The organism is Lysobacter sp. 5GHs7-4, from assembly GCF_021284765.1.
Taxonomy (GTDB): domain Bacteria; phylum Pseudomonadota; class Gammaproteobacteria; order Xanthomonadales; family Xanthomonadaceae; genus Lysobacter.
This window is the reverse complement of record NZ_CP089924.1, coordinates 4287702-4308107: the sequence shown is the minus strand read 5'-3', so window position 1 is coordinate 4308107 and position 20406 is coordinate 4287702. Positions and strand designations below refer to the sequence as shown.

General features: G+C 68.5%; 25 protein-coding genes. 20 read left to right on the top strand and 5 right to left on the bottom strand.

The features are described 5' to 3' along the window. Positions 1-122 precede the first annotated feature (122 nt). The 7 genes from LVB77_RS19440 to LVB77_RS19410 all read left to right on the top strand — a co-directional run bounded on the left by LVB77_RS19440 (position 123) and on the right by LVB77_RS19410 (position 5204). Positions 123-1244, top strand: coding sequence for a winged helix DNA-binding domain-containing protein (locus tag LVB77_RS19440; protein WP_232907843.1), 1122 nt, complete (start codon positions 123-125; stop codon positions 1242-1244). Positions 1245-1592: 348 nt separating this feature from the next. Then, on the top strand, positions 1593-1988 hold the full coding sequence (locus LVB77_RS19435) for an EF-hand domain-containing protein (RefSeq protein ID WP_232907841.1): 396 nt from the start codon (positions 1593-1595) through the stop codon (positions 1986-1988). A gap of 112 nt (positions 1989-2100) precedes the next feature. Continuing rightward, the gene (locus LVB77_RS19430; protein ID WP_232907840.1) at positions 2101-2838 is read left to right on the top strand and encodes an HAD family hydrolase; all 738 of its coding nucleotides are present in this window, start codon (positions 2101-2103) and stop codon (positions 2836-2838) included. Between the two features lie 132 nt (positions 2839-2970). Then, positions 2971-3441, top strand: coding sequence for a hypothetical protein (locus LVB77_RS19425; RefSeq protein ID WP_232907839.1), 471 nt, complete (start codon positions 2971-2973; stop codon positions 3439-3441). Between the two features lie 106 nt (positions 3442-3547). After that, entirely contained in the window at positions 3548-3988 is a 441-nt protein-coding gene (locus LVB77_RS19420) for a hypothetical protein (protein ID WP_232907837.1), read from the top strand. A 7-nt stretch (positions 3989-3995) separates the two neighbouring features. Next, positions 3996-4676 (top strand): hypothetical protein, encoded by a 681-nt coding sequence (locus tag LVB77_RS19415; RefSeq protein WP_232907836.1) that lies wholly within the window; start codon positions 3996-3998, stop codon positions 4674-4676. A gap of 36 nt (positions 4677-4712) precedes the next feature. Next, entirely contained in the window at positions 4713-5204 is a 492-nt protein-coding gene (locus LVB77_RS19410; RefSeq protein ID WP_232907835.1) for a GNAT family N-acetyltransferase, read from the top strand. A gap of 27 nt (positions 5205-5231) precedes the next feature. Here LVB77_RS19410 and LVB77_RS19405 read toward each other — a convergent pair whose 3' ends face one another. Next, a complete protein-coding gene (locus tag LVB77_RS19405) occupies positions 5232-5567 on the bottom strand; it encodes a hypothetical protein (protein ID WP_232907834.1) in 336 nt (111 codons plus the stop codon). 219 nt (positions 5568-5786) lie between these two features. Here LVB77_RS19405 and LVB77_RS19400 point away from each other — a divergent pair, with 219 nt between their 5' ends. Then, the gene (locus LVB77_RS19400; protein WP_232907832.1) at positions 5787-6074 is read left to right on the top strand and encodes a hypothetical protein; all 288 of its coding nucleotides are present in this window, start codon (positions 5787-5789) and stop codon (positions 6072-6074) included. A 30-nt stretch (positions 6075-6104) separates the two neighbouring features. On the opposite strand, the gene LVB77_RS19395 is transcribed toward LVB77_RS19400, so the two are convergent. Beyond that, positions 6105-6377 (bottom strand): hypothetical protein, encoded by a 273-nt coding sequence (locus LVB77_RS19395; protein ID WP_232907831.1) that lies wholly within the window; start codon positions 6375-6377, stop codon positions 6105-6107. A 636-nt stretch (positions 6378-7013) separates the two neighbouring features. On the opposite strand from LVB77_RS19395, the gene LVB77_RS19390 reads away from it, so the two are divergent. From LVB77_RS19390 to LVB77_RS19380, 3 genes are read left to right on the top strand one after another with little or no spacing between them, the layout of a single operon-like run. Then, positions 7014-7889 (top strand): DUF4760 domain-containing protein, encoded by an 876-nt coding sequence (locus LVB77_RS19390; RefSeq protein WP_232907830.1) that lies wholly within the window; start codon positions 7014-7016, stop codon positions 7887-7889. Positions 7890-7911: 22 nt separating this feature from the next. Beyond that, positions 7912-8082: a hypothetical protein gene (locus LVB77_RS19385; protein ID WP_232907828.1), complete on the top strand. Its 171-nt coding sequence runs from the start codon at positions 7912-7914 to the stop codon at positions 8080-8082. A gap of 11 nt (positions 8083-8093) precedes the next feature. After that, positions 8094-8519, top strand: coding sequence for a hypothetical protein (locus tag LVB77_RS19380; RefSeq protein WP_232907827.1), 426 nt, complete (start codon positions 8094-8096; stop codon positions 8517-8519). A gap of 313 nt (positions 8520-8832) precedes the next feature. Here the strand turns inward: LVB77_RS19380 and LVB77_RS19375 are convergent, their stop codons facing one another. Further along, a complete protein-coding gene (locus LVB77_RS19375) occupies positions 8833-9072 on the bottom strand; it encodes a hypothetical protein (protein ID WP_232907825.1) in 240 nt (79 codons plus the stop codon). A 560-nt stretch (positions 9073-9632) separates the two neighbouring features. Here LVB77_RS19375 and dusA point away from each other — a divergent pair. The 5 genes from dusA (at position 9633) to LVB77_RS19350 (ending at position 14437) form a co-directional block, all read left to right on the top strand. Then, positions 9633-10640: a tRNA dihydrouridine(20/20a) synthase DusA gene (gene dusA, locus LVB77_RS19370; protein ID WP_232907824.1), complete on the top strand. Its 1008-nt coding sequence runs from the start codon at positions 9633-9635 to the stop codon at positions 10638-10640. Continuing rightward, a complete protein-coding gene (locus LVB77_RS19365; RefSeq protein WP_232907823.1) occupies positions 10637-11548 on the top strand; it encodes an arginine deiminase-related protein in 912 nt (303 codons plus the stop codon). The genes dusA and LVB77_RS19365 overlap by 4 nt, the downstream gene beginning before the upstream one ends. Positions 11549-11788: 240 nt before the next feature. Next, on the top strand, positions 11789-12163 hold the full coding sequence (locus LVB77_RS19360) for a hypothetical protein (RefSeq protein WP_232907821.1): 375 nt from the start codon (positions 11789-11791) through the stop codon (positions 12161-12163). 54 nt (positions 12164-12217) lie between these two features. Beyond that, positions 12218-12901, top strand: a complete 684-nt coding sequence (locus tag LVB77_RS19355) for a response regulator transcription factor (RefSeq protein WP_055909122.1) — start codon at positions 12218-12220, stop codon at positions 12899-12901. A 138-nt stretch (positions 12902-13039) separates the two neighbouring features. Next, complete coding sequence (locus LVB77_RS19350) at positions 13040-14437, top strand: ATP-binding protein (protein ID WP_232907820.1); 1398 nt, start codon at positions 13040-13042, stop codon at positions 14435-14437. Between the two features lie 186 nt (positions 14438-14623). On the opposite strand, the gene LVB77_RS19345 is transcribed toward LVB77_RS19350, so the two are convergent. Together LVB77_RS19345 and LVB77_RS19340 are read right to left on the bottom strand one after the other, a co-directional pair. Then, positions 14624-15370, bottom strand: a complete 747-nt coding sequence (locus tag LVB77_RS19345) for a M90 family metallopeptidase (protein ID WP_232907819.1) — start codon at positions 15368-15370, stop codon at positions 14624-14626. Positions 15371-15510: 140 nt separating this feature from the next. After that, positions 15511-15768, bottom strand: a complete 258-nt coding sequence (locus LVB77_RS19340) for a hypothetical protein (RefSeq protein ID WP_232907814.1) — start codon at positions 15766-15768, stop codon at positions 15511-15513. 137 nt (positions 15769-15905) lie between these two features. Here LVB77_RS19340 and LVB77_RS19335 point away from each other — a divergent pair, with 137 nt between their 5' ends. The 4 genes from LVB77_RS19335 to LVB77_RS19320 all read left to right on the top strand — a co-directional run bounded on the left by LVB77_RS19335 (position 15906) and on the right by LVB77_RS19320 (position 20355). After that, entirely contained in the window at positions 15906-17729 is a 1824-nt protein-coding gene (locus tag LVB77_RS19335; RefSeq protein ID WP_232907812.1) for a DegV family protein, read from the top strand. A 213-nt stretch (positions 17730-17942) separates the two neighbouring features. Continuing rightward, complete coding sequence (gene plsY / locus LVB77_RS19330; protein ID WP_232907811.1) at positions 17943-18605, top strand: glycerol-3-phosphate 1-O-acyltransferase PlsY; 663 nt, start codon at positions 17943-17945, stop codon at positions 18603-18605. Continuing rightward, positions 18605-19606, top strand: coding sequence for a bifunctional biotin--[acetyl-CoA-carboxylase] ligase/biotin operon repressor BirA (birA, locus tag LVB77_RS19325; RefSeq protein ID WP_232907809.1), 1002 nt, complete (start codon positions 18605-18607; stop codon positions 19604-19606). The genes plsY and birA overlap by 1 nt, the downstream gene beginning before the upstream one ends. Beyond that, positions 19603-20355: a type III pantothenate kinase gene (locus tag LVB77_RS19320; protein ID WP_232907807.1), complete on the top strand. Its 753-nt coding sequence runs from the start codon at positions 19603-19605 to the stop codon at positions 20353-20355. The genes birA and LVB77_RS19320 overlap by 4 nt, the downstream gene beginning before the upstream one ends. Positions 20356-20406: the final 51 nt, after the last annotated feature.

Here is a 20406-nt window from a genome sequence, read left to right as displayed (position 1 = left end):
AGCGCGCCCGCGGTCCATCGTCCCGCGACCCATCACGGCGCTGCCGGCATCGCATCGTCGGCGCGCGCATCCGAGCCGCCGATCCGGCTATCGTTCGCGCAACGTCTTCCGATCGGCCGCCGATGCCCGCCAGTCAATCTTCCGCCGCCGACCCCTTGAGCAACCGCGCGCTCAACCGCGCGCTGTTGCAGCGGCAGGCGCTGCTGCAGCCGCTGCCGGATTCCGCGCTGGCGATGATCGAACGCCTGGGCGGCCTGCAGGCGCAGGCGCCGAATCCGCCGTACCTGGGGTTGTGGTCGCGCTTGTCGGGCTTCCGTCCCGAGCAGCTCACCGAACTGATGCAAGCGCGTCAGGTGGTGCGCGCGACCATGATGCGCGGCACCTTGCACCTGGTCACTGCGCGCGATTATCTGGCCTGGCGCGCCACCCTGCAGCCGATGCTGCGGCGCTTGTTCCTGCAAAGCGATCAGGGCCGTGCGGTCAAGGACATGGACCTGGACGCATTGAGCGCGGCCGGACGCGAGCTGCTGAGCGCGCAGCCGCTCAACGCCACCGATCTGGGCGCGGCCTTGCAGGCGCACTGGCCGCAACGCGACGCCGGCGCCATGGGGCGCTGGGTGCGCGGTGTCGAGCCCTTGATCCATGTGCCGCCGGCCGGCGTCTGGGATTCGCACCGCGCCGCGAGCTTCGCGCCGGCCGCGCAATGGCTGGGCGCGCCGCTGGCCGGCGACGACGCGTCCGAGGCGATGGTGCTGCGCTATCTGGCCGCGTTCGGACCGGCCTCGGTGCAGGACATCGCCGCGTGGTCGGGCCTGCAGGGCGTGCGCGCGATCGTCGAGCGCCTGCGTCCGCGTCTGCGCAGCTACCGCGATCCCAGCGGCACCGTGCTGTTCGATCCGCTCGACGCACCGTCGCCCGAGCCCGAACGGCCGGCGCCGCCGCGCCTGCTCGCCGATTTCGACAACGTGTTGCTCGCGCACGCCGACCGCAGCCGCATCCTCGACGAACGCCACAAAGCGGCGGTGTTCACGCGTAACGGCATCGTGCGCGCGACGGTGCTGATCGACGGCTTCGTGGCCGGCACCTGGAGCCTGGAGCGCGGCAAGGAGGCGGCGACGCTGACGATCGCGACCTTCGCGCGCGTGTCCAAGGCCGACCGCGTCGCGTTGGAGACCTTGGCGCAGGACTGCCTGGCCACGTTCGCGCCCGGACTGGCCCCCGCGGTGCGTTTCGACATCGCCTGAAACAGCGCGCCCGATCGCGGCGCGACCATCGCGCACTGGCGCATCGCGTGCGCGAACGCACACGTATGCGGCCGGACCACACGCGATTTCGTAAAGGTTGTGTTTTGTTCAGCCAATCCACGCACAGTGCGATCGGCTCGAATGCCGCCGCAGGTCACGTTTTGACGTGTTTTGCGCCTGCGCGGCCGACGCCGCCTAACGTCATTCGCCACGAGTGTGGTTAAGCGAACGTAGCTTTAACGCTTCGCGCGCGCGATCGGTTCAGACGCGCGCCGGCAAGGTGCAGTCGTGCGGTGTCCCCCAGCTTCCACCCTCCGCGCAACACACAATCTCCAGGAGAGAACCCGAATGAATACCCTGTCCCGCAAGTCCCTGATCGGTGCCTTCGCCCTCGTCGCCAGCCTGTCGGCTCCGCTCGCGTTCGCGCAGCAGGCCGAGCAGGCGCCGCCGGCCGAGCAGACCGCTCAGAGCACCGATGCCGCGGCCGCCGCCGCCACCGATGCGACCACGGCCCAGGCCAGCGAGCCGGCAGCCACCGCCGCCGCGCCGCAGAAGAAGAGCTGGAGCGACGTCGACGTGGACAAGGACGGCAACCTCAGCAAGACCGAGGCCTCGTCCGTGCCCGCGCTGGGCCAGGTCTTCGACAAGGCCGACAGCAATGCCGACGGTTCGCTGACCGCCGACGAGTACAAGGCCTATGTGGCCAAGGCCCAGAGCAGCAAGCCGGCCAAGCACGGCGGCTGAGCCCGGCCTTAGTGTGAGTTGAAGAACCCAGGGGTGTGGACTCCCCTGCGGAGGAAGGGCGGCTAGGGCCGCCCTTCCTGTTTATGCGCCGCGCGCGCGGCATAATGCGCGCATGAATCGCACGCACGCGGCCGGCATCCGGCTGGTCGGCTTCGACGCCGACGACACGCTCTGGCGCAGCCAGGATTATTTCGACCAGGCCCAGCTCGATTTCGAGCGCATCGTCGGCGCCTACGTCGACCTGCACGATGCCGGCGTGCACCAGCACCTGTACGAAGTCGAGAAGCGCAACATCGCGCTGTTCGGCTACGGCGTGAAGGGCATGGTGCTGTCGATGATCGAAGCGGCGGTCGAGATCACCGGCGAGCGCATCAGCGCCGCCGACCTGCACCGCATCGTCGCGCTGGGCAAGGATCTGCTGCGGCATCCGGTGGAATTGCTGCCGGGCATCCCCGAAGCCGTGCGCGCGATCGCCGCCGAGTACGACGTGGTGCTGATCACCAAGGGCGACCTGTTCCACCAGGAAGCCAAGGTGCGCCAATGCGGCCTGGCCGACCTGTTCCGCCGCATCGAGATCGTCAGCGAGAAGGATACGGCGACGTATGCGCGCCTGTTCGACGAATTCGGTCTGGCCGCTTCGCAGTTCGTGATGATCGGCAATTCGCTGCGCTCGGACATCGCGCCGATCCTGGAGCTGGGCGGCTGGGGCATCCACATGCCGTACCACGTGACCTGGGCGCACGAGAACGAGGCGCAGGTCGCCGCCGACGCGCCGCGCCTGCGCCGTGTCGACGGCGCGGCCGCGCTGCCGGCCACGGTGCGCGAATTGGCGCTCGCCGCGCTCAGCTGAACGCGCGACGACGGCAGCCCAACGGCGGCTGAGCGGTTCCCGGCCCGGGCAGCGAAATTGCGCGATCGTTCACCGTCGCGGTCGCATCGTCGCAGCGTGCTTGCAATGGTGCAGGCGATGAGGAGAACCGATATGACCGCACTGTCCCGATGGCTCGCCCCGGCGGTAATGACCGCCGGCTTCGGCGTGGTCGCGATGGCGCCGGCTCCGGCGATGGCGCAGAGCGACGACGATCTGGCCCGCGTGATCGTGAACGTGGCCGACGTGATCATGCGCGGCAACACGCCGTATTACCGCTACGGCAACTACGGCTACAACGATCGCCTGATCGTGGTGCGCGACCGCTACGGCCGCCCCACCTACTACCGCAACGTGCCGCGCCACGTTTATTCGCAGCCGCCTTACGGCAACGCCTACGGTTACCGCAACCAGTACAACCGTCCGGGCTACGCCAACTGCAACAAGCACGGCAAGTGCAAGAGCCAGTACTACGATCCGCGTTACGACCGTCGCTACGACGCGCGTTACGACAACCGCTACGACAACCGCTACTACGACGGCCGTTACGACCGCCGCTACGACCGCTGGCGCAACGACGACTAACGCGTCCTCCGACGGCACCGCCCCGCGCGGTGCCGTCGCCGTGTCTGCTGCCGGCCGGCGCGTTCGGTGCTAGCCTGCGGCCCTGTCCGCAAGGAGTCGTTCTCTCATGAAGTCGCTACTGCTGTGCGCCAGCCTCGCCGTCGCCGGTCTTGCCGCCACCTGGGCGCCCTCCGCGCAGGCCGCGGGCAACGTCGATTGCAAGCTGCATTTCAACCTGTCGGGCTGGTCGGTGTTCTACAAGACCTCCTCCGGCAGCGGCACCGTCACCTGCAGCAACGGCCAGAGCATGGCGGTCAAGATCAGCGCCAAGGGCGGCGGCCTGACCGTCGGCAAGTCGAAGATCGAGAACGGCATCGGCGAATTCTCCGGCGTGCACAACATCTCCGAGGTTCTGGGCACCTACGCCACGGCCGAGGCCCATGCCGGCGCGGTCAAGTCCAGCAAGGCCCAGGTGATGACCAAGGGCGAGGTGTCGCTGGCGCTGGCCGGTAAAGGCCAGGGCTGGGACCTGGGCGTGGCCTTCGGCAAGTTCGTGATCTCGCGCTGAGGCCGCGATGGACCGTAGCGCGCTACCGTCGAACCTGCCGACCCGCTCGCGACTGCGCGTGCGGGTGCTGACCCTGCTGGCTTCGGTCGCGGCCATGCTCGGCATCGGTCAAAGCTGGGCGCAGGAGTTCGCATTCGGCTGGGATCCGCGCAGCGGCGACGCCTGGGTCGATACCTGGCTGGACGACATGAACCGCTACGGCGCGCGCTATCGCGAGCCGTTCGTGGACGAGATGGTGCGCAACTACGGCGCTCCGCGCGACCTGGTGTCCGAGCTGCTGGGCGCGCGGCGCTGGGCGCCCGGCGACGTGTATTACGCCTGTGCGATGGCGCAGGTGCTGGGCCGCCCCTGCCGTTACGTGGTCGACGAATGGGAGCGCAGCCACGGCGAGGGCTGGGGCGCGGTCGCGCAGCGTCTGGGCGTGAAGCCCGGCTCGCCCGAGTTCCACCGCCTCAAGCGCGGCTTCATCCCCACCTACGACCGCTGGGGCCGCCCGATCGCGATCGATGCCGAGCTGCGCCGCGATTTCCCGAACCGCCCCAGCGTCAAGAGCAAGCGCCCGGCGCCCACGCCGGCGCAGGTGCGCGCGGCGGGCAAGGGGCATGAGGCCGGCAAGGGGGCCGAGAAGGCCAAGGGCGGCGACAGAGCCAAGGGCGCGGACAAAGGCAAAGGCCCGGGCAAGCACTGATACGCAGCCGCGCCGGCGCCGGCCTATGATGGCCGCATGAGCGAACGCGTCACCCCCGACATCCGCATCGTCGACTTCGCGCCGCGATGGCGCGCCGACTTCGCCCGCCTCAACCTGGAATGGCTGGAACGCTGGTTCGTGGTCGAGCCGATCGACCGCGAAGTGCTGGGCGATCCGGAAACCCACCTGATCGCCAGCGGCGGCCGGGTGCTGTTCGCCGTCGACGGCGACGACCGCGCCGTCGGCACGGTCGCGCTGAAGCACGAAGGCGACGGCGTCTACGAACTGACCAAGATGGCGGTGGACAGCACGCAACGCGGCGGCGGCATCGGCCGACTGCTGATGCTGGGCGTGCTGGAGCGTTTTCAGGCGCTGGGCGGGCGCGAACTGTTCCTGGAATCCAGCACCAAACTGACCCCGGCGCTCACGCTGTACGAAAGCGTCGGCTTCCGCCATTACCCCGCGCCGCGGCCGGGCTCGCACTACGCCCGCGCCGACGTCTACATGGTCTGGCATCCGCCGCAGTAAACGCCGGCGCGATCGGACGGAGCGGGCTCAGTCCTTCTTCTTGTTGTCCATCGGCCGCTCGTTGGGCGGCGCATCGTCGGCATTGGCCTTCGGCGTCGCATTGGCGCTCATCGCCTTGTGCGCGGCATCCATCTCGGCGGCGGTGACCTTGCCGTCGTGGTTGACGTCCATGCGCTCGAACATCACGCGCGCGCCAGTGGCGTGCTCCTCGGCGGTGACGATGCCGTCCTGATTGGTGTCGATCACGGCGATCTTTTCGGCCGAGGTCATCGCCTTGGGCTTGGTGGTCTCCTGCGCCAGTGCCGGCACGGCAGCCAGCGCGGCGGTGAGGCTCAGGGCATAGGCATAGGCTTGCGGTTTCATGGCGGCTTCCTGTGGGGCGGTCCCCTGCAAGCGCCAGCCTCCGCCGCGCGTGGTGATGCGATCGTGGACGCCACCGCATTCAGATGGCCGGGCGGATATTGGTTCAGCCGCGGGCCGGACACCGGTCGGGTCGGGCCGTGGGCAGACCGCGAACGACGCTGCTGCCGGGAGTAGGCTGTGCGCTGAATCCGCATACCAACAACCAACCAGGGGGCTGCAGTGGACGATTCGGACCTGAAGTTTTTGCGCATGGAAATGCACAACATGATCGCGAGCGTGCGCAAGGATTTGGACCACACGACCGGAGAGTTGCTGGCTACCCAGATGGTGCTGCACGCCGTTATCGCGAATCACCCGGACCGGCATCGGCTGTACGACGTCATAGCGAGGTCCGACATGAGGTTCGAAGACCGCGCGGCCAAAAAATCGGACGACTGCAAACGCGCCTTCAGCAGTGCCTGGTACGCGTTCAGAGATTCCTTGATAGCGGCGCCGCGCGAAAGCTGATGGACGGTATCGTCGAAGGCGTAAGGCGAGTCAGGGTTCCAGCGGCGGCGCCAGCGCACGCAGCACCAGCCGGGTCATCGGCACCAGTTGCGACAGCAACAGCAGCGCGCCGGTCCCCAGGGTCCAGTAAGGCCCGTGATTGCTGGGCATCATGTGACTGTTCCAATAGATGCCGGCCGCGCCGATTACGACCAGGATCGCGCCGAAGCCGATGAAGCCCACGCCCAGCAATACCGCCAGCCACACCGGCAAGCGCATGACGGCGAGACCCCAGGCGGCGATTACCAGCACTGCGTAGGCCATGACCGCTCCCCGTCGTGGACGATCAAAGGTATCAGTGCCGTGGCTCGCCAATAGTGCGACTCTTTGGGTCGGTGCCCGTGTCCGCACAACAGCTGACAAGCGCCCCTTCAGGGGCGCCTGCGCCGAAGCCCGCGCCAAGGCTCCGGGCTCAGTTGCCGTCTCAGCAGTTCCCGCGACCGTCCCTACCCCGCCGGCCAACTATACGTGTCTGTCGTCTCGATGATGGATTGGAGATAATTCCTTAATTTTCATGCACTTAAAATGTGTTGGAGACCTGCATGGTGCGTGTGAAGTCCGTAAGTCGCCGATAAACGGGGCGAAAAAGTGCGCTGCAGGCAGTTACGCGTACCCAAGTAGCTTGCTAGGCTGCGCTTGTGGATGAAGCTTGTCCCCCTTCGGAAGGGGAGCTAGGTCGACTTTCACGCTGTCGAAAGCTGTAGGGACGTAAACAGGCTGCACGCGTGGGTTGTCCGGAGTTGAACTGACCATACGTGTGCATAGGAGAAGCCACACAAGCATGGTTGCTTGCACAGCTGTTGGAGCGAACATATGAAGACCGGTGCCGAAGACTAAACTTGGATGAGCAAACGAAGGGCCCTTCCACGAGGGCCCTTCTGCTTTTGGGCAGGGGGCAAAATGGAATTTGTTTTCAAGGATCTGAAGGCATCCCAGTCTTGGGCGTGGCTTTCTCTCATCTTGGCTGGTGTCTTAGTTACGTTCCTTATCTCGTCATCCGCTCTATCTGATGCGGGGCAGGGTGGCATAGCCATAGCCGCTTACGCCGCACTTGCGGTGTACTTTTGGCCTTGCCTTTTGAAGGCCGCTCATGAAGATCACCGTCATCTACTGACCGTGATCATCTGGTCTTTCGTGCTCGTGATCCTCGGGATCGCGCTCTCCTTCTATGCTTTCTTCGCAATCGCGGGCGAAGATCATGTCAAGTACGACAAGTTACTCAACGTCGTCCCCGTCTTTGTCGCGATCTGGGCCGCTGCTGTCGGCTGGCTAATCCATTTCAAGTTGACGACGAAGGCGCATCGCACTAACAATGCCTTCGTGATCATCATGGAAACGCGGAAGAGCGCAGAGTTTCTGAAGCGTGTAGAGACGGTCAGCAGGCACTTCCCGCCTGGCAGCAAATCCATTCCGCCGGAGTACGAGAAATTCTTTAGCAGCCAAGCGGTGAAGGCGATTCTTAACGATCCCACCACAACGGAGGGCGATAAGCTAAAGGCGGAGGCTGTTGTTTCACTGAGATATGTTCTGAACTACTACGAATTCATGGCCGTCGGGATCAAAGCAGGTGATCTTGATGAGACTCTGATCTACGACACGATCCATCCCGCGGTGTGTGCACTCTTCGATCGATCCAAAATTCTGGTGGATTTCATTAGTAATCCAGACAATCCTGGCGGCGATAGAACCCATTTTTGCGAACTGAAGCTCCTCGTGGCGGAGTGGAAGCGGAGGCGTACGGCCGCTGACGCAAGCGCGTTGGCCGCAACCCAATAATGAGTGCAGCCAGGGGCAACATATGTTCATGCTGCTGGCAGTGGCTGGCGACGATGCAGTTGCTTGGAGCTGGGGATGGGACGCGCTCGCGGCTTTGGGAACATTAGGCGCTGTGCTGGTCGCGCTCGGCTTCCCGCTAATCGAATGGGTGCGGAACTTAAGAGAGAGAGACGTCGGCGTCGACAAGTTTTAGCATGTGCGCTAATGCATGCCACGCAGCTAACTCAGAACCACCTGCGCGCTGTGGCGACTCTCCTCAGTGACTTGCGTGCGGCGCGTGGCAGGGCTCGAGAACTGGGGCGCGCAATTGCTATGCAGCACGCAGTTCCGTTTGAGCGCCATGCCTCTCATGTTGCGGCATTACCCGCAAAGGTCGCGGCAAATTTCGCATACTGCCTGTCTTTGAGCGAGGCAATCGGCCACTTCGCGACGTGGCTGCAATCATTGGACGTGGAGCCAGACGACCGTCAATGGAAAGTTATCGACGAGAACGCGACGTTCATGGCGGAGGCTGCACGACAAGCGGCTGAGTCGTTTGCAGCTTTCGAGATTGAGCTAAAGAGGCATCTTCCGGAGGAAATTGCCGCACGCCGCTTCGCTGACTACGCGAAGTCCTCTGGGGGCGCCTAGAGGGCACCGGGTTCAAGGAAGCGCCGGCTGCGCCATAGGGCTTTAAAAGCGCGTTTGCCGCTCCCTTTGCTGCAGAGTAGGAGATGGTGGCTTCGCTCTATGAGCTTCGTAAGTATTCAGGATTCTTCGCTATCGCTTCGGCATAGCGCGCCGCCAAGCCCGCCTTAATAACTCAGACTTTTTTTGTCGACGGAATTTGTGGCAGGGAGCGGCTACCGCGTCGCGCTGCTCCGTATTCGTTCGCGGCTTACGAGCCGACAGAAGGAGCGGCACCTACGACTGCGCACATCGTAGGAGCCGTTCAGCTCTTCTGTTACTTCTTGAACGCGCCGTCGAGGAAGGCGTTCAAGTCATCGCGCTTCCATGGCGCGCGACCGTTGTACGTCTCGAGTTTGGCGCCGACAATGCGACGGTTGCTGTCCGTCACGTCGTAGCTTCGCGTCCTGAGATACGCATCGATGAAGTAACTCATTTCGTACGACTCAGTCGTCGAGACGAACACCCGGTCAATCGGGCCGCGATAGTGCTTGTTGTCATTCTGGTTCCAGCTCACGGGACATTTCTCCTTTCGTTGAGAGCGGTCGACTGACCGCCCACGACGGAAGCTACGCCCACTTTCATCGCAGCGTTGCAGATAAACCTGTGACAAAGCTGTGGATAAGCGATGTATAAAATGCCGAGTTTTCCTTGAATTTCGGAGCTTTCCGGCCGGAACCCCTCTTTTGGCTATTTTTTCACCACCCAGGCTGGCTAGCTCATTCAAGGACTTGCCGTAAGACGGATACCTTTGTAGCTCAGCGTTTCACCTTGTCGCCCAGGTTGCCTAGATCTGGTCCGGGTGGACCAGGGCAATGGTCGTATTCGCCGATCTATGCCGCCTGCGAGCGCTGCCTGTCCCACCAATCTGCTACGCCCCTGGTGTCGAACACCTCACCCGTGCGCGTAGGCTGCTGGCGCGAGGCCAGCTTGTTGCGCATGGTCTTCATGGTGGCGCTGGGATGGAAATGGGGTCAGGTTCGTAATTTTGCGCCGGATCGCTAGACCGCATTTCGCACGCCAAGTGACGAAGCGCCTCGACCCGGCGCTCAGCCCCCACCCCGTACAATGCCCGCCATGACCGCCGCACCGCCCATCCCCGCCGCGCAGCTGCGCCTGTCCGTCGCCCCGATGATGGACTGGACCGATTCCCAGTGCCGGGTCTTCCACCGCGCCCTGGCGCCGCACGCGCGGCTGTACACCGAGATGGTCCACGCCAACGCGGTGATCCACGGCGATCGCGACCGTCTGTTGCAGATGGACCCGGTCGAGCATCCGGTGGCGCTGCAGCTGGGCGGCAGCGAGCCGACGCTGTTGGCGCAGGCGGCGCGGATCGGCGCGGAGCACGGCTTCGACGAGATCAATCTCAACTGCGGCTGCCCCTCCGATCGGGTCCAGGCCGGGCGCTTCGGTGCCTGCCTGATGCGCGAGCCGGGGTTGGTGGCCGATTCGGTGGCGGCGATGGTCGCGGCCTGCGACGTGCCGGTGACGGTGAAGTGCCGGCTGGGCGTGGACGACGATCAGCATTACGAGGTGTTCCTGGCCTTCATCGAGCGGGTGGCCGCGGCCGGTTGCGGGATGTTCGTGGTGCATGCGCGCAACGCCTGGCTCAAGGGGCTGTCGCCGAAGGAGAACCGCGAGGTGCCGCCGCTGCGCTACGACTGGGCCTATCGCCTGAAGCAGGACCGGCCGGACCTGCAGGTGATCGTCAACGGCGGCATCGCCAGCCTGGAAGACGCGACCGCGCACCTGGCCCACGGCGACGGCGCCATGCTCGGCCGCGCCGCGTATCACGATCCTTATCTGCTGCACCGCCTGGACGTGGCCTGGTTCGGCGGCGAGTTGCGCGGCCGCGCGGAGCTGCTGCGTAGCCTGCGACCCTATGTCGAAGGCCAGCTCGCGCGTGGGGTTTACCTCAAGCACATCACCCGCCATCTGCTCGGCCTGTTCCATGGCGAGCGCGGCGGGCGCGCGTTCCGGCAGGTGCTCAGCGAGGGCGCGCACCGGCCAGGCGCGGACTGGTCGCTGATCGAGCGCGCGCTGGCGCTGACCGAGACGCGGGCCGACGCGGCGGACGCGGCATGATCGGGCGCGACTGCGAGGCCTTCCTGGCCTATGCGCGCGGCTGCGCGCCGGATTTCGGCGCGGCCACCGCGCGCGCCGCGTTCCTGGTCGCGCCGGACGGGTTCGCGCGCGCCGAACAGTCGGCCGGCGACAACCGCTACATGGCCGACGCCGAGGGCTTCGACCCCGGCCTGGCCAGCGCCCAGCATCGCGAACTGCAGCGCGCCTTGTCGGCGCTGCTGCCGACGGTCTGCTTCGCCGGCGACCCGGCCACCCCCGACGCGCTGTTCCCCAACAACGTCTACGCGACCGCGCCCGGTCGCACCCTGATCGGACGCATGCGCCATCCGGTGCGCCAGCGCGAGGCCGAGCGCGCCGACATCCGCGGCTTCTTCCGCGACGTGCTGGGCTACGACGAAATCGACCTGTCGACCCAGCCGCATCCCTGCGAGCTCACCGGTGCGCTGGTGATCGACCGCGCCCACGGCTTGGGCTACTGCGGCCTGTCGGAGCGCTGCGACGAGCAAGGCGCGCGCCTGATGCACGAGGCCCTGGGCCTGCGCGCGACCCTGCTGTTCGACCTGGCGCCGGGCGAGTACCACACCAACGTGGTGCTGGCGGTGCTGGCCGGCCGCGCGGCCCTGATCTGTCCGGGCGGCTTCGCCGATCCGGCCGCGGCCGCCGCCATCGCCGCGGTCTACGCACCGCACGCGATCGCGCTGGGGCCGGCCGAGCACGCCGCCTTCGCCGGCAACGCCATCGCGCTGTCGCCGGACCGGGTCTGGATGAGTGCGCGCGCCGCCGCGGCGCTGAGCCCGGCCAGCCGCGAGGGGCTGGAGCGGGCCGGCTTCGCCGTGGCGCAGGTCGCGCTGGACGCCATCGAGGCCGGCGGCGGCTCGCTGCGCTGCTGCGTGGGCGAGATCTATTGAGCCATTGACCACGGTGTCATACGGGCCGTTGCGGGCTGCCATAGGGGTAAGCCCCTACGCCGGCGGCGGGCTTGGGCACGTTCGCGGACGCTCCCTGGCCGTTGGCCGAGGTTGCCGTCCTGAATGGCGGCTGGAAGGTAAAGAAAAAGTTCAGACCGGATTCACCGCTCCATTTCGAGAATGCCACCTCATCCAGCGCCCGTGCGCTATTGTTCCGTCACGTTGTCCCGCCGAGACCCCATGAAGATCCTGTCCGTCCGCCTCATGGCTCCGTTGCTGCTCGCCGCGCTCGCGGTCTGGGCCGGCGATGCCTGGGCGCAGCAGGACCGGGGCGGCCGCGGCCAGGGCCAGGAGCGTCGCGACCGCGACGACGGCCATGACCGCCACGAGGGCCATCGCGCGTTGTCCGATGCTGTGCGCCGTGTCGAACGCGAGAGCGGCGGCGGCCAGGTCCTGAGCGCCGAGCGCGTGCCGTTCGACGGCCGCGACGTCAATCGGGTCAAGGTGGTCGATCCCAGCGGCCGGGTCCGTATCTACATGGACGACCCGCAGCAGGGCCGCGACCGCCGCAACGACGACGGCCGTACACGCCGCGACGACAACGACAACGACTAACCTCTGGCGTAGAGGTCGCGCCGTCCGGCGCGGTCGACTGATAAGGGAGTGCCCATGCGAATTCTGTTGGTCGAAGACGAAGCCCCGTTGCGCGAGACCCTGGCTGCGCGCCTGAAGCGGGAAGGCTTCGCCGTGGACGCCGCCCAGGACGGCGAGGAAGGCCTGTACATGGGCCGCGAAGTCCCGTTCGACCTGGGCATCATCGATCTCGGCCTGCCCAAGATGTCGGGCATGGAGCTGATCAAGGCGCTGCGCGACGAGGGCAAGAAATTCCCGGTGCTGATCCTGACCGCGCGTTCGAGCTGGCAGGACAAGGTCGAGGGCCTCAAGCAGGGCGCCGACGACTACCTGGTCAAGCCCTTCCACGTCGAGGAACTGCTGGCGCGCCTCAACGCGCTGGTGCGCCGCGCCGCCGGCTGGAGCAAGCCGACGCTGGAGTGCGGGCCGGTCATGCTGGACCTGGCCGCGCAGACCGTCAGCGTCGCCGGCACCAACGTCGATCTGACCAGCTACGAGTACAAGGTGCTGGAGTACCTGATGATGCACGCCGGCGAGCTGGTCTCGAAGGCCGACCTCACCGAGCACATCTACCAGCAGGATTTCGACCGCGATTCCAACGTGCTCGAAGTCTTCATCGGTCGCCTGCGCAAGAAGCTGGACCCGGACGGCGCGATGAAGCCGATCGAGACCGTGCGCGGCCGCGGCTACCGCTTCGCCATTCCGCGCAGCGGGGAGTAAGACGGACCTCGTCCGGCCGTGGCCGGGCGGGTACGTCGGGCCGGGCATGCGGGCGGACGGATACGACAACCAACATCAGCGACCGGGCGCGAACGCGATTCGCGCCCGGTTTTCGTTCGTGCGCCCGAGCCGGCCGCGATGAGCTGGGGCCAGCCGCGTTCGCTGCGCGCGCGCCAGCTGCTGGCGGCCAGCCTGGGCCTGCTGGCGTTCCTGGCCCTGGCCGGTTACGCGCTGGACCGCGCCTTCCTCGACACCGCCGAGAACAATCTGCGCGAACGCCTGCACGGTTACGCGCTGGCCTACGCAGCCAAGGGCGATTTCGACCGCAGCGGCGAGTTCGTCGAGCCCTACGAGCCGATCGACCCGCGCTTCGACCAGCCCGGCAGCGGCCTGTACGCCGAACTGGTGCTGCCCAACGGGCATTGGGACTCGCCCTCGGCGCAGGGCCCGCTGCTGCCGGCCGCGTCCATGCTCAAGCCCAGCGAGCGCCGCTTCGAGGGGCCGCTGCCGATCACCGAGATCAACGGCGACGTCGGCGAGGCCTACCGCTACGGCATCGGCCTGACCTGGGCCGCGGGCGGCGATCCGCGCGCGGAGTTCCCGTACACGATCTACATCCTCGAAAACACGACCTCGCTGAGCGGCCAGGTCGCGGTGTTCCGCGGCGCGCTGTGGCGCTACCTCGGCGGCGCCGGTTTCATTTTGCTGCTGCTGCAGGCCTTGATCATGCAGTGGAGCCTGCGCCCGCTGCAGCGCGTGATCGACGAGCTCAAGCGCGTGCAGCGTGGCCTGGCCTCGCGCATGAGCGAGCGCCATCCGCGCGAACTGGAGCCGCTGACCGAAAGCATCAACGCCTTCATCGAAAGCGAGCGCGAGAACCTGGACCGCCAGCGCAACACCCTGGCCGATCTCGCCCACAGCCTGAAGACGCCGCTGGCGGTGCTGCGCGCGCGCCTGGACGACAACGCGCCGGACACCGAGCTGCGCGAGGACGTGGACCTGCAGCTGCGGCGCATGAACGATCTGGTGTCCTACCAGCTCGCGCGCGCGGCTTCGGGCGGCCACGCGCTGTTCGCCGCGCCGGTGGCGATCGAGCCGCATGCCGAGCAGATCGTGCGCGGCCTGGAAAAGGTCTACGCCGCCAAGGGCGTGCTGTGCGAGTTCGACGTGACGCCGGGCGTGCAGTTCCATGGCGAGCCGGGCGATCTGCAGGAGTTGCTGGGCAACCTGCTGGAGAACGCGTTCAAGTGGGCGCATTCGCGCGTGCTGCTGACGGTGACGCCGGGCGAGATCGCGCCCAACCGCCGCCCCGGCCTGCTGCTGGCGGTGGACGACGACGGCCCGGGCATTCCGGCCGAGAAGGTGGCGCTGATCCTGCAGCGCGGCGTGCGCGGCGACGAGCGCGTGCACGGCCACGGCATCGGCCTGGCGATCGTGCAGGATCTGGTGCGCGGCTATCGCGGCACCTTGGACGTGGTGGCCTCGGACGAGTTGGGCGGGGCCCGGTTCGAGGTGAAGCTGCCGCCGGGGTTGTAGGCGCGGCGGCGGCTCGATCTGCTCGCTCTGAGGGGCGGCGCGAAAAGCAAATCCCCCTCAATCCCCCTTTTTCAAAGGGGGAAGACCAGCAGGGGCGTTGATGTTTCCCTTGCGTCCGTTCGAGCCATTCGAGACGGTTCCCCCCTTTGAAAAAGGGGGGCTAGGGGGGATTTGCTTTTGCCTGTCTCAAGCAAACGGCGAAGACCCATAAAAACGCCGCAACTGCGCCGCCACCGCCGGCATCTGCGCCTGCAGCAGTTCCGGATCGCTGAAGTGGTACTCGGTGGCGACCGCGAAGAATTCCTCTGGCGCCTCGGCCGCGTACGGATCGATCGCGGTGTCGTGCCCCGCGTCGACCTGCGCGCAGAAATCGTCGTAGGCCTGCTGGAATTCGCGCGCCCACTCGCGCTGCCATGGGCGCGGCAACGCCGGCGTGCCGTCCAGCAGTCCGTCCAGCGCGTCGAGCTTGTGCGCCATCTCGTGCGCGGCCACGCAGAACCCGGCGCGCGGCTGTTCGCAATCGGCGAGCACGTCGGCCCAGGACAGGATCATCGGTCCGGCCTCCCAGGCTTCGCCGATCAGCTCGTCCTGCCATTCGTGCAGCACGCCGGCCGCGTCGGTGTGGCTGCGGTTCACCCGGAACGCGTCGGGGTAGACGATCAGCTGCGACCAGCCGCGCAGGCCTTCGGCGCCGAACTCCAGCAGCGGCAGGCAACACAGCATGGCGAGCATGCAGCGCTGGCGCGGGTCGAGCGCGAGTTCGCCGATCGGGCTGATGGCCTTCTCGTGCAGGAAGCGCGCGACCAGCTCGCGCAGGCGCGCCTCGCGCGCCGCGTCCAAGGCGCGCGCCCACGGCACCGCGTCGCGCGCGTCGCGCCACAGCGGGTCGGGAATCGGCGGCGGGCGCCGCAGTCGGCGCAGGAATTCGAACACGGTGGGCGAGGGGCGGCGGGTGGTGCGACAGGCTAACCGCTGGATCGCGCACGCGCACGAACCCGCACGATGCGTGCACAGGAAGGCAGTGGAGATCGAAACCGATGCGCGCCCGAACCGCGCGCGTCGTACCGCTCAGCTCAGCGGAACATGCCCGGCAGGAAGCTGTGCCAGCGCGGCGACTGCAAACGGCCGTTGTTGGCGTCGCTGTGCACCGTGGGCTTGGCCTTGGGATCGGTGCGCGCGGGCGCGACCGCGGGACGGTTGCTGGCGCGCACCGTGTCCTTCTTCTGCGAGGCGCTTTCCGGGCAGCTTTCGTTCGGGCTCAGCTTGACCTCGCGCGCGGCGACGCTCGCGCTGGCGAGTGCGATCAGCAGGCAGAAGCAGATCCGTAGCATGGCGGAATCCTCGTGATGCCCAGCCGTGTACCGCCACCGGGCAGATTCGGACTATAGCGCGAATCCGGGCGTGCCGCGGGGGCAAGCCGTGCTGCGCCGCAGCAGCTGCGCCAGGACGGTTCGGGCAGACTCCGCGCATGAGCCCGCCGCGCCCGCCCCTGACCGCTCCGGCCCTGCGCCGGGCCCTGATCGCGGGCGCCCGCCGGGTCATCGCCGGGCGCGACACTTTGAACAAGATCAACGTGTTCCCGGTCGCCGACGGCGACACCGGCAACAATCTGGCGCACACCCTGGGCAGCTTGCTGAATGGGGCTTTGAGCCGGCGCAGCCGTCATATCGGCGAACTGCTGCTGCGCATCGGCAACGACGCCATCGACGGCGCGCGCGGCAATTCCGGGGCGATCCTGGCCCAGTTCCTGCACGGCGTGGCCGAGCACGCGCGCGGCCAGCCGGTGCTGGACGCGGCCGCGCTGGCGGCCTCGGTGCGGCACGGCGCCGACAGCGCGCGCGCGGCGCTGGCGCACCCGGTCGAGGGCACCATCCTGAGCGTGATCGGCGCCTTCGCCGACGCCCTGGACGAGGCCGCGCGCGGCACCCTGGGCGAGGGCGACCCGCGCCCCGGCTTCACCGCCGCCCTGGCCCGCGCGCGCGTCGCCCTGGCGCGCACGCCGCAACAGATGGCGTTGCTGCAGCGCGCGGGCGTGGTCGACGCCGGTGCGCAGGGCTTCGTCGATTTGCTGGAAGGCATCGCCGAGTTCGTCGACGGCGGCCCGCGCGCGCTGCGCATGCACGGCGCGGCCGCGGCCGCCAACGAGGCGCCCAGCGCCAACGAAGGCCACGCGCCGCACGAGGACGTCGATCCGCAACGCCGCTGGTGCGGCGAATGTTTGTTGCTGGGCGAGGGCATCGAGCGCGAGCGTCTGCGCGCTGCGCTGGAGGCGATCGGCGCCGACTCGCTGGTGCTGGCCGGCGGCGCCACGCGCATGCGCGTGCATGCGCATGTGGGCGCGCCGCAACGCCTGTTCGATGCCTGCGCCGCGTTCGGCGCGGTCGAGGGCATGAAGGCCGACGACATGCTGCTGCAGCAGCGCAGCGCCGAATCCGCGCAGCGCGTGGCGGTGGTGACCGACAGCGCCGCCGATCTGCCCGAGGCCGTGCTCGAACGTCACGCGATCCACGTGGTGCCGGTGCGCGTGAGCGTCGACGGGCGCGACTATCTGGACAAGGTCGGCCTGGCCACGGGCGAGTTCTACCGCCGCATGGCCGCGGCCGCCGACCTGCCCAAGACCAGCCAGCCGCCGCCGGGCGATTTCCGCCGGCCCTTCGATTTCTTGCTCGCGCACCACCCCGAGGTGGTCTACGTAGGCTTGTCGCGCGCGGTCTCGGGCACGCTGCAATCCGGCGAGCAGGCCGCCACGCGCGCCGATCCGTTGCGGGTGCGCGTATTCGACAGCGTCAACGCGGCCGGCGGGCAGGGCCTGCTGGCCTGGCGCGCGGCGGAGCTGGCCGAGGCCGGCGCCGACGTGGGCGAAATCGTGGCCGAACTGGAGCGCCTGCGTCCGCTGACCCTGACCTGGGCGATGGCGCGCGACATCTCGCACGCGGTGCGCGGCGGACGCATCCCGGCCTGGGCCGGCCCGGCGGTGCGCTACAGCGGGCTGACGCCGGTGGCGCGCATCAAGGCCGACGGCCGCCTGGGCGTGAGCGGCGGCCTGCTGGCCAGGCGCAGCGCGCCGGAGAAGTTCGCGCGCTATGTCGCGCGCCGCCTGCCGCACGGCGCGCGCTGGCGCGCCATCGTCGGCCACTGCGACGCGCACGACGACGGCGCGCGCCTGCTGGAATGCCTGCGCCGCCGCGTCGATCTGAGCGAAGCGCACCTGGTCGAAACCGGGCCGGCGATCGGCGCGCATGCCGGCCGCGGCGCGCTGCTGGTGTCGGTGCAGCCGGCGCCGGACGGCTGAGCGCGGGTCTGGGTGCGGCAACCGTCTTGCCCGCGTCGCGTTCCGTCCCTGCTTTCTGTGGGAGCGGCGTAAGCCGCGATTTCTCCACTCACGGGTAGGCGCTGCGATACGCGGTGCTGCATCGCGGCTTGCGCCGCGCCCACAGAAGGCGGGCGCGGTCGCGGAGGGCCGGGTCCGGTCGTCGCGCGGGCGGCGCTCGCGCATAATCCGCGCATGTCGCTTCCGTCCCTGTCCGCGATCGCGCCGCTGAGCTATGCGCTGATCCTCGCCGCCTATCTGCTGGGCTCGCTGTCGGGCAGCCTGTTGCTGGGGCGTCTGCGCGGCGTCGATATCCGCCAGCAGGGCAGCGGCAACGCCGGTGGCACCAACGCGTTTCGCACCCAGGGCTGGCGCTTCGCGCTGGGCGTGGTGGCGATCGACATCGGCAAGGGCGCGCTGGCGACCTGGCTGGCGCTGCGCTACGCGCCGGTGGGGACCGGCCTGAGCGTGACCGCGCACGGCTACCTGGCCGCGATGGCGGCGGTGATCGGACATGTTTGGCCGCTGTGGCACGGCTTCCGCGGCGGCAAGGGCGCGGCGACCGCGGTCGGCGGCCTGCTGGTGCTGTGGCCGTTCTGCCTGCCGCTGCTGCTGGCGGTGTGGCTGCTGGTGCTGGTGATCACCGGCTATGTCGGCCTGGCCACGGTCGTCACCGCGATCTGCCTGCCGCTGCTGGCCTGGATGGTCGAGGCCGGTGCGCAGCGGCAGTGGTTCGCGCTGGCGGCGGCGCTGCTGATCGTGTTCACCCATCGCGGCAATCTGCAGCGCCTGCGCGCGGGCACCGAATCGCGCTTCGCGCGCGCGCGCCTACTGCATCGACTGCGCGGCCGCTCGTGATGGACGAGCGCGCCTTGCTGCAACGGCTGATCGACGGGCCCGCTTCGGGCGATGCGCTCGCGCGCGCCTGCGGCCAGACCCGCACGGCGGTGTGGAAACGCATTGAGGCCTTGCGCGAGGCCGGGGTGGCGATCGAGGCCAAGCCCGGACGCGGCTATGCCCTGGCGCAGCCGCTGGATCTGCTGGACGCGCAGGCGATCCGGGCGGCCTTGCCCGCCAGCGAACGCGCGCGCCTGGCGGAACTGGACGTCGCCTGGAGCATCGATTCCACCAACAGCGAACTGCTGCGCCGCGCGACGCCGTCGCACGGCGCGTCGGTGCTGCTGGCCGAGCGTCAGACCGGCGGCCGCGGCCGCCGCGGGCGCGAATGGGCCTCGCCGCTGGCCGCGCATCTGTATCTGTCCCTGTCGCGCCATTTCAGCGGCGGGCTCGCACGCCTGGGTGGCTTGAGCCTGGTCGCCGGCATCGCCGCGGTCGAGGCCCTGCGCGAGCTGGGCTATGACGGCGTCGGCCTGAAATGGCCGAACGATCTGGTCGTGGCCGACGCGCGCGGGCTGCGCAAGCTGGGCGGTCTGCTGGTCGAGGGCGGCGGCGAGCACGCCGGCCCGGCGCGCGCGGTGATCGGACTGGGTCTCAACGTGCGCATGCCGGCCGCGGCCGCGGCGACGATCGACCAACCCTGGTGCGATCTGAGCGCGCTGAGCGACGGTGCGGCGCCCGCGCGCGACGCGGTCGCCGCCGCACTGCTGCGGCGCTTGCTGCCGGCACTGGACGAGTTCGACGCGCAGGGCCTGGCGCCGTTCCTGCCGCGCTACGCGGCGCTGGACGCGCTGGCGGGTGCAGCGATCGCGGTCCACGGCGGCGACGGCCGTCGCCAGGACGGCGTGGCCCTGGGCCTGGCCGAAGACGGCGCGTTGCGCGTGCGCCTGGACGACGGCCGCGAGCAGCGTTTCCATGCCGGCGAAGTCAGCGTGCGACGCGCGCCGGGAGCGCGCGCATGAGCGTCTGGCTGTTCGACCTCGGCAATACCCGTCTCAAGTGCGCGCCCTTGCGGGCCGACGGCCGCGCCGGTGCGACCATGTCCCTGCCGCACCGCGAAGAGGACGTCGCGGAAGCGCTCGCGCAGGCCCTGCCCGAGCGCATCGAGGTCGCCTACCTGGCCAGCGTGGCCGCGCCCGGCCTGCGCCTGGCGGTGCTGGACGCGCTCACCCGGCGCTGCGCGCGGATCGCGATCGCGCGCACCCAGGCGCGCCTGGGCGCGGTGCGCATCGCCTACGCCGATCCGCGCAAGCTCGGCGTGGATCGGTTCCTGGCCCTGCTCGGCGCGCATGCCCGCGGCGAGGGCGCGAGCCTGATCTGCGGCGTCGGCACGGCCCTGACCGTGGACCTGATCGACGCCGACGGCCGCCACCTGGGCGGACGCATCGCGCCGTCGCCGACCCTGATGCGCGAAGCGCTGCACTGGCGCGCCGCACAACTGCCCGAGGAGGGCGGCGACTACGTGGATTTCGCCGTCGACACCGAGGATGCGCTCGCGTCCGGCTGCGACGGCGCCGCGCTGGCACTCATCGAACGCAGCCTCGACGCCGCCGAGCGGCGCCTGGGCCGGCGTCCGCAGCTGCTGCTGCACGGCGGCGGCGCGAACGCGCTGCGGCCGTGGCTGGCCCAGGCCGTATCCGCGCCGAAGCTGGTGCTGGACGGGCTGGCGATCTGGGCGGCGGTCGAGCGCGCGGTGCCCGGCGCCGCCTGACCCCCGCGACGCGCCGTCTGGCGGTCCGGAACGTGTCGAGCAGCACACTTC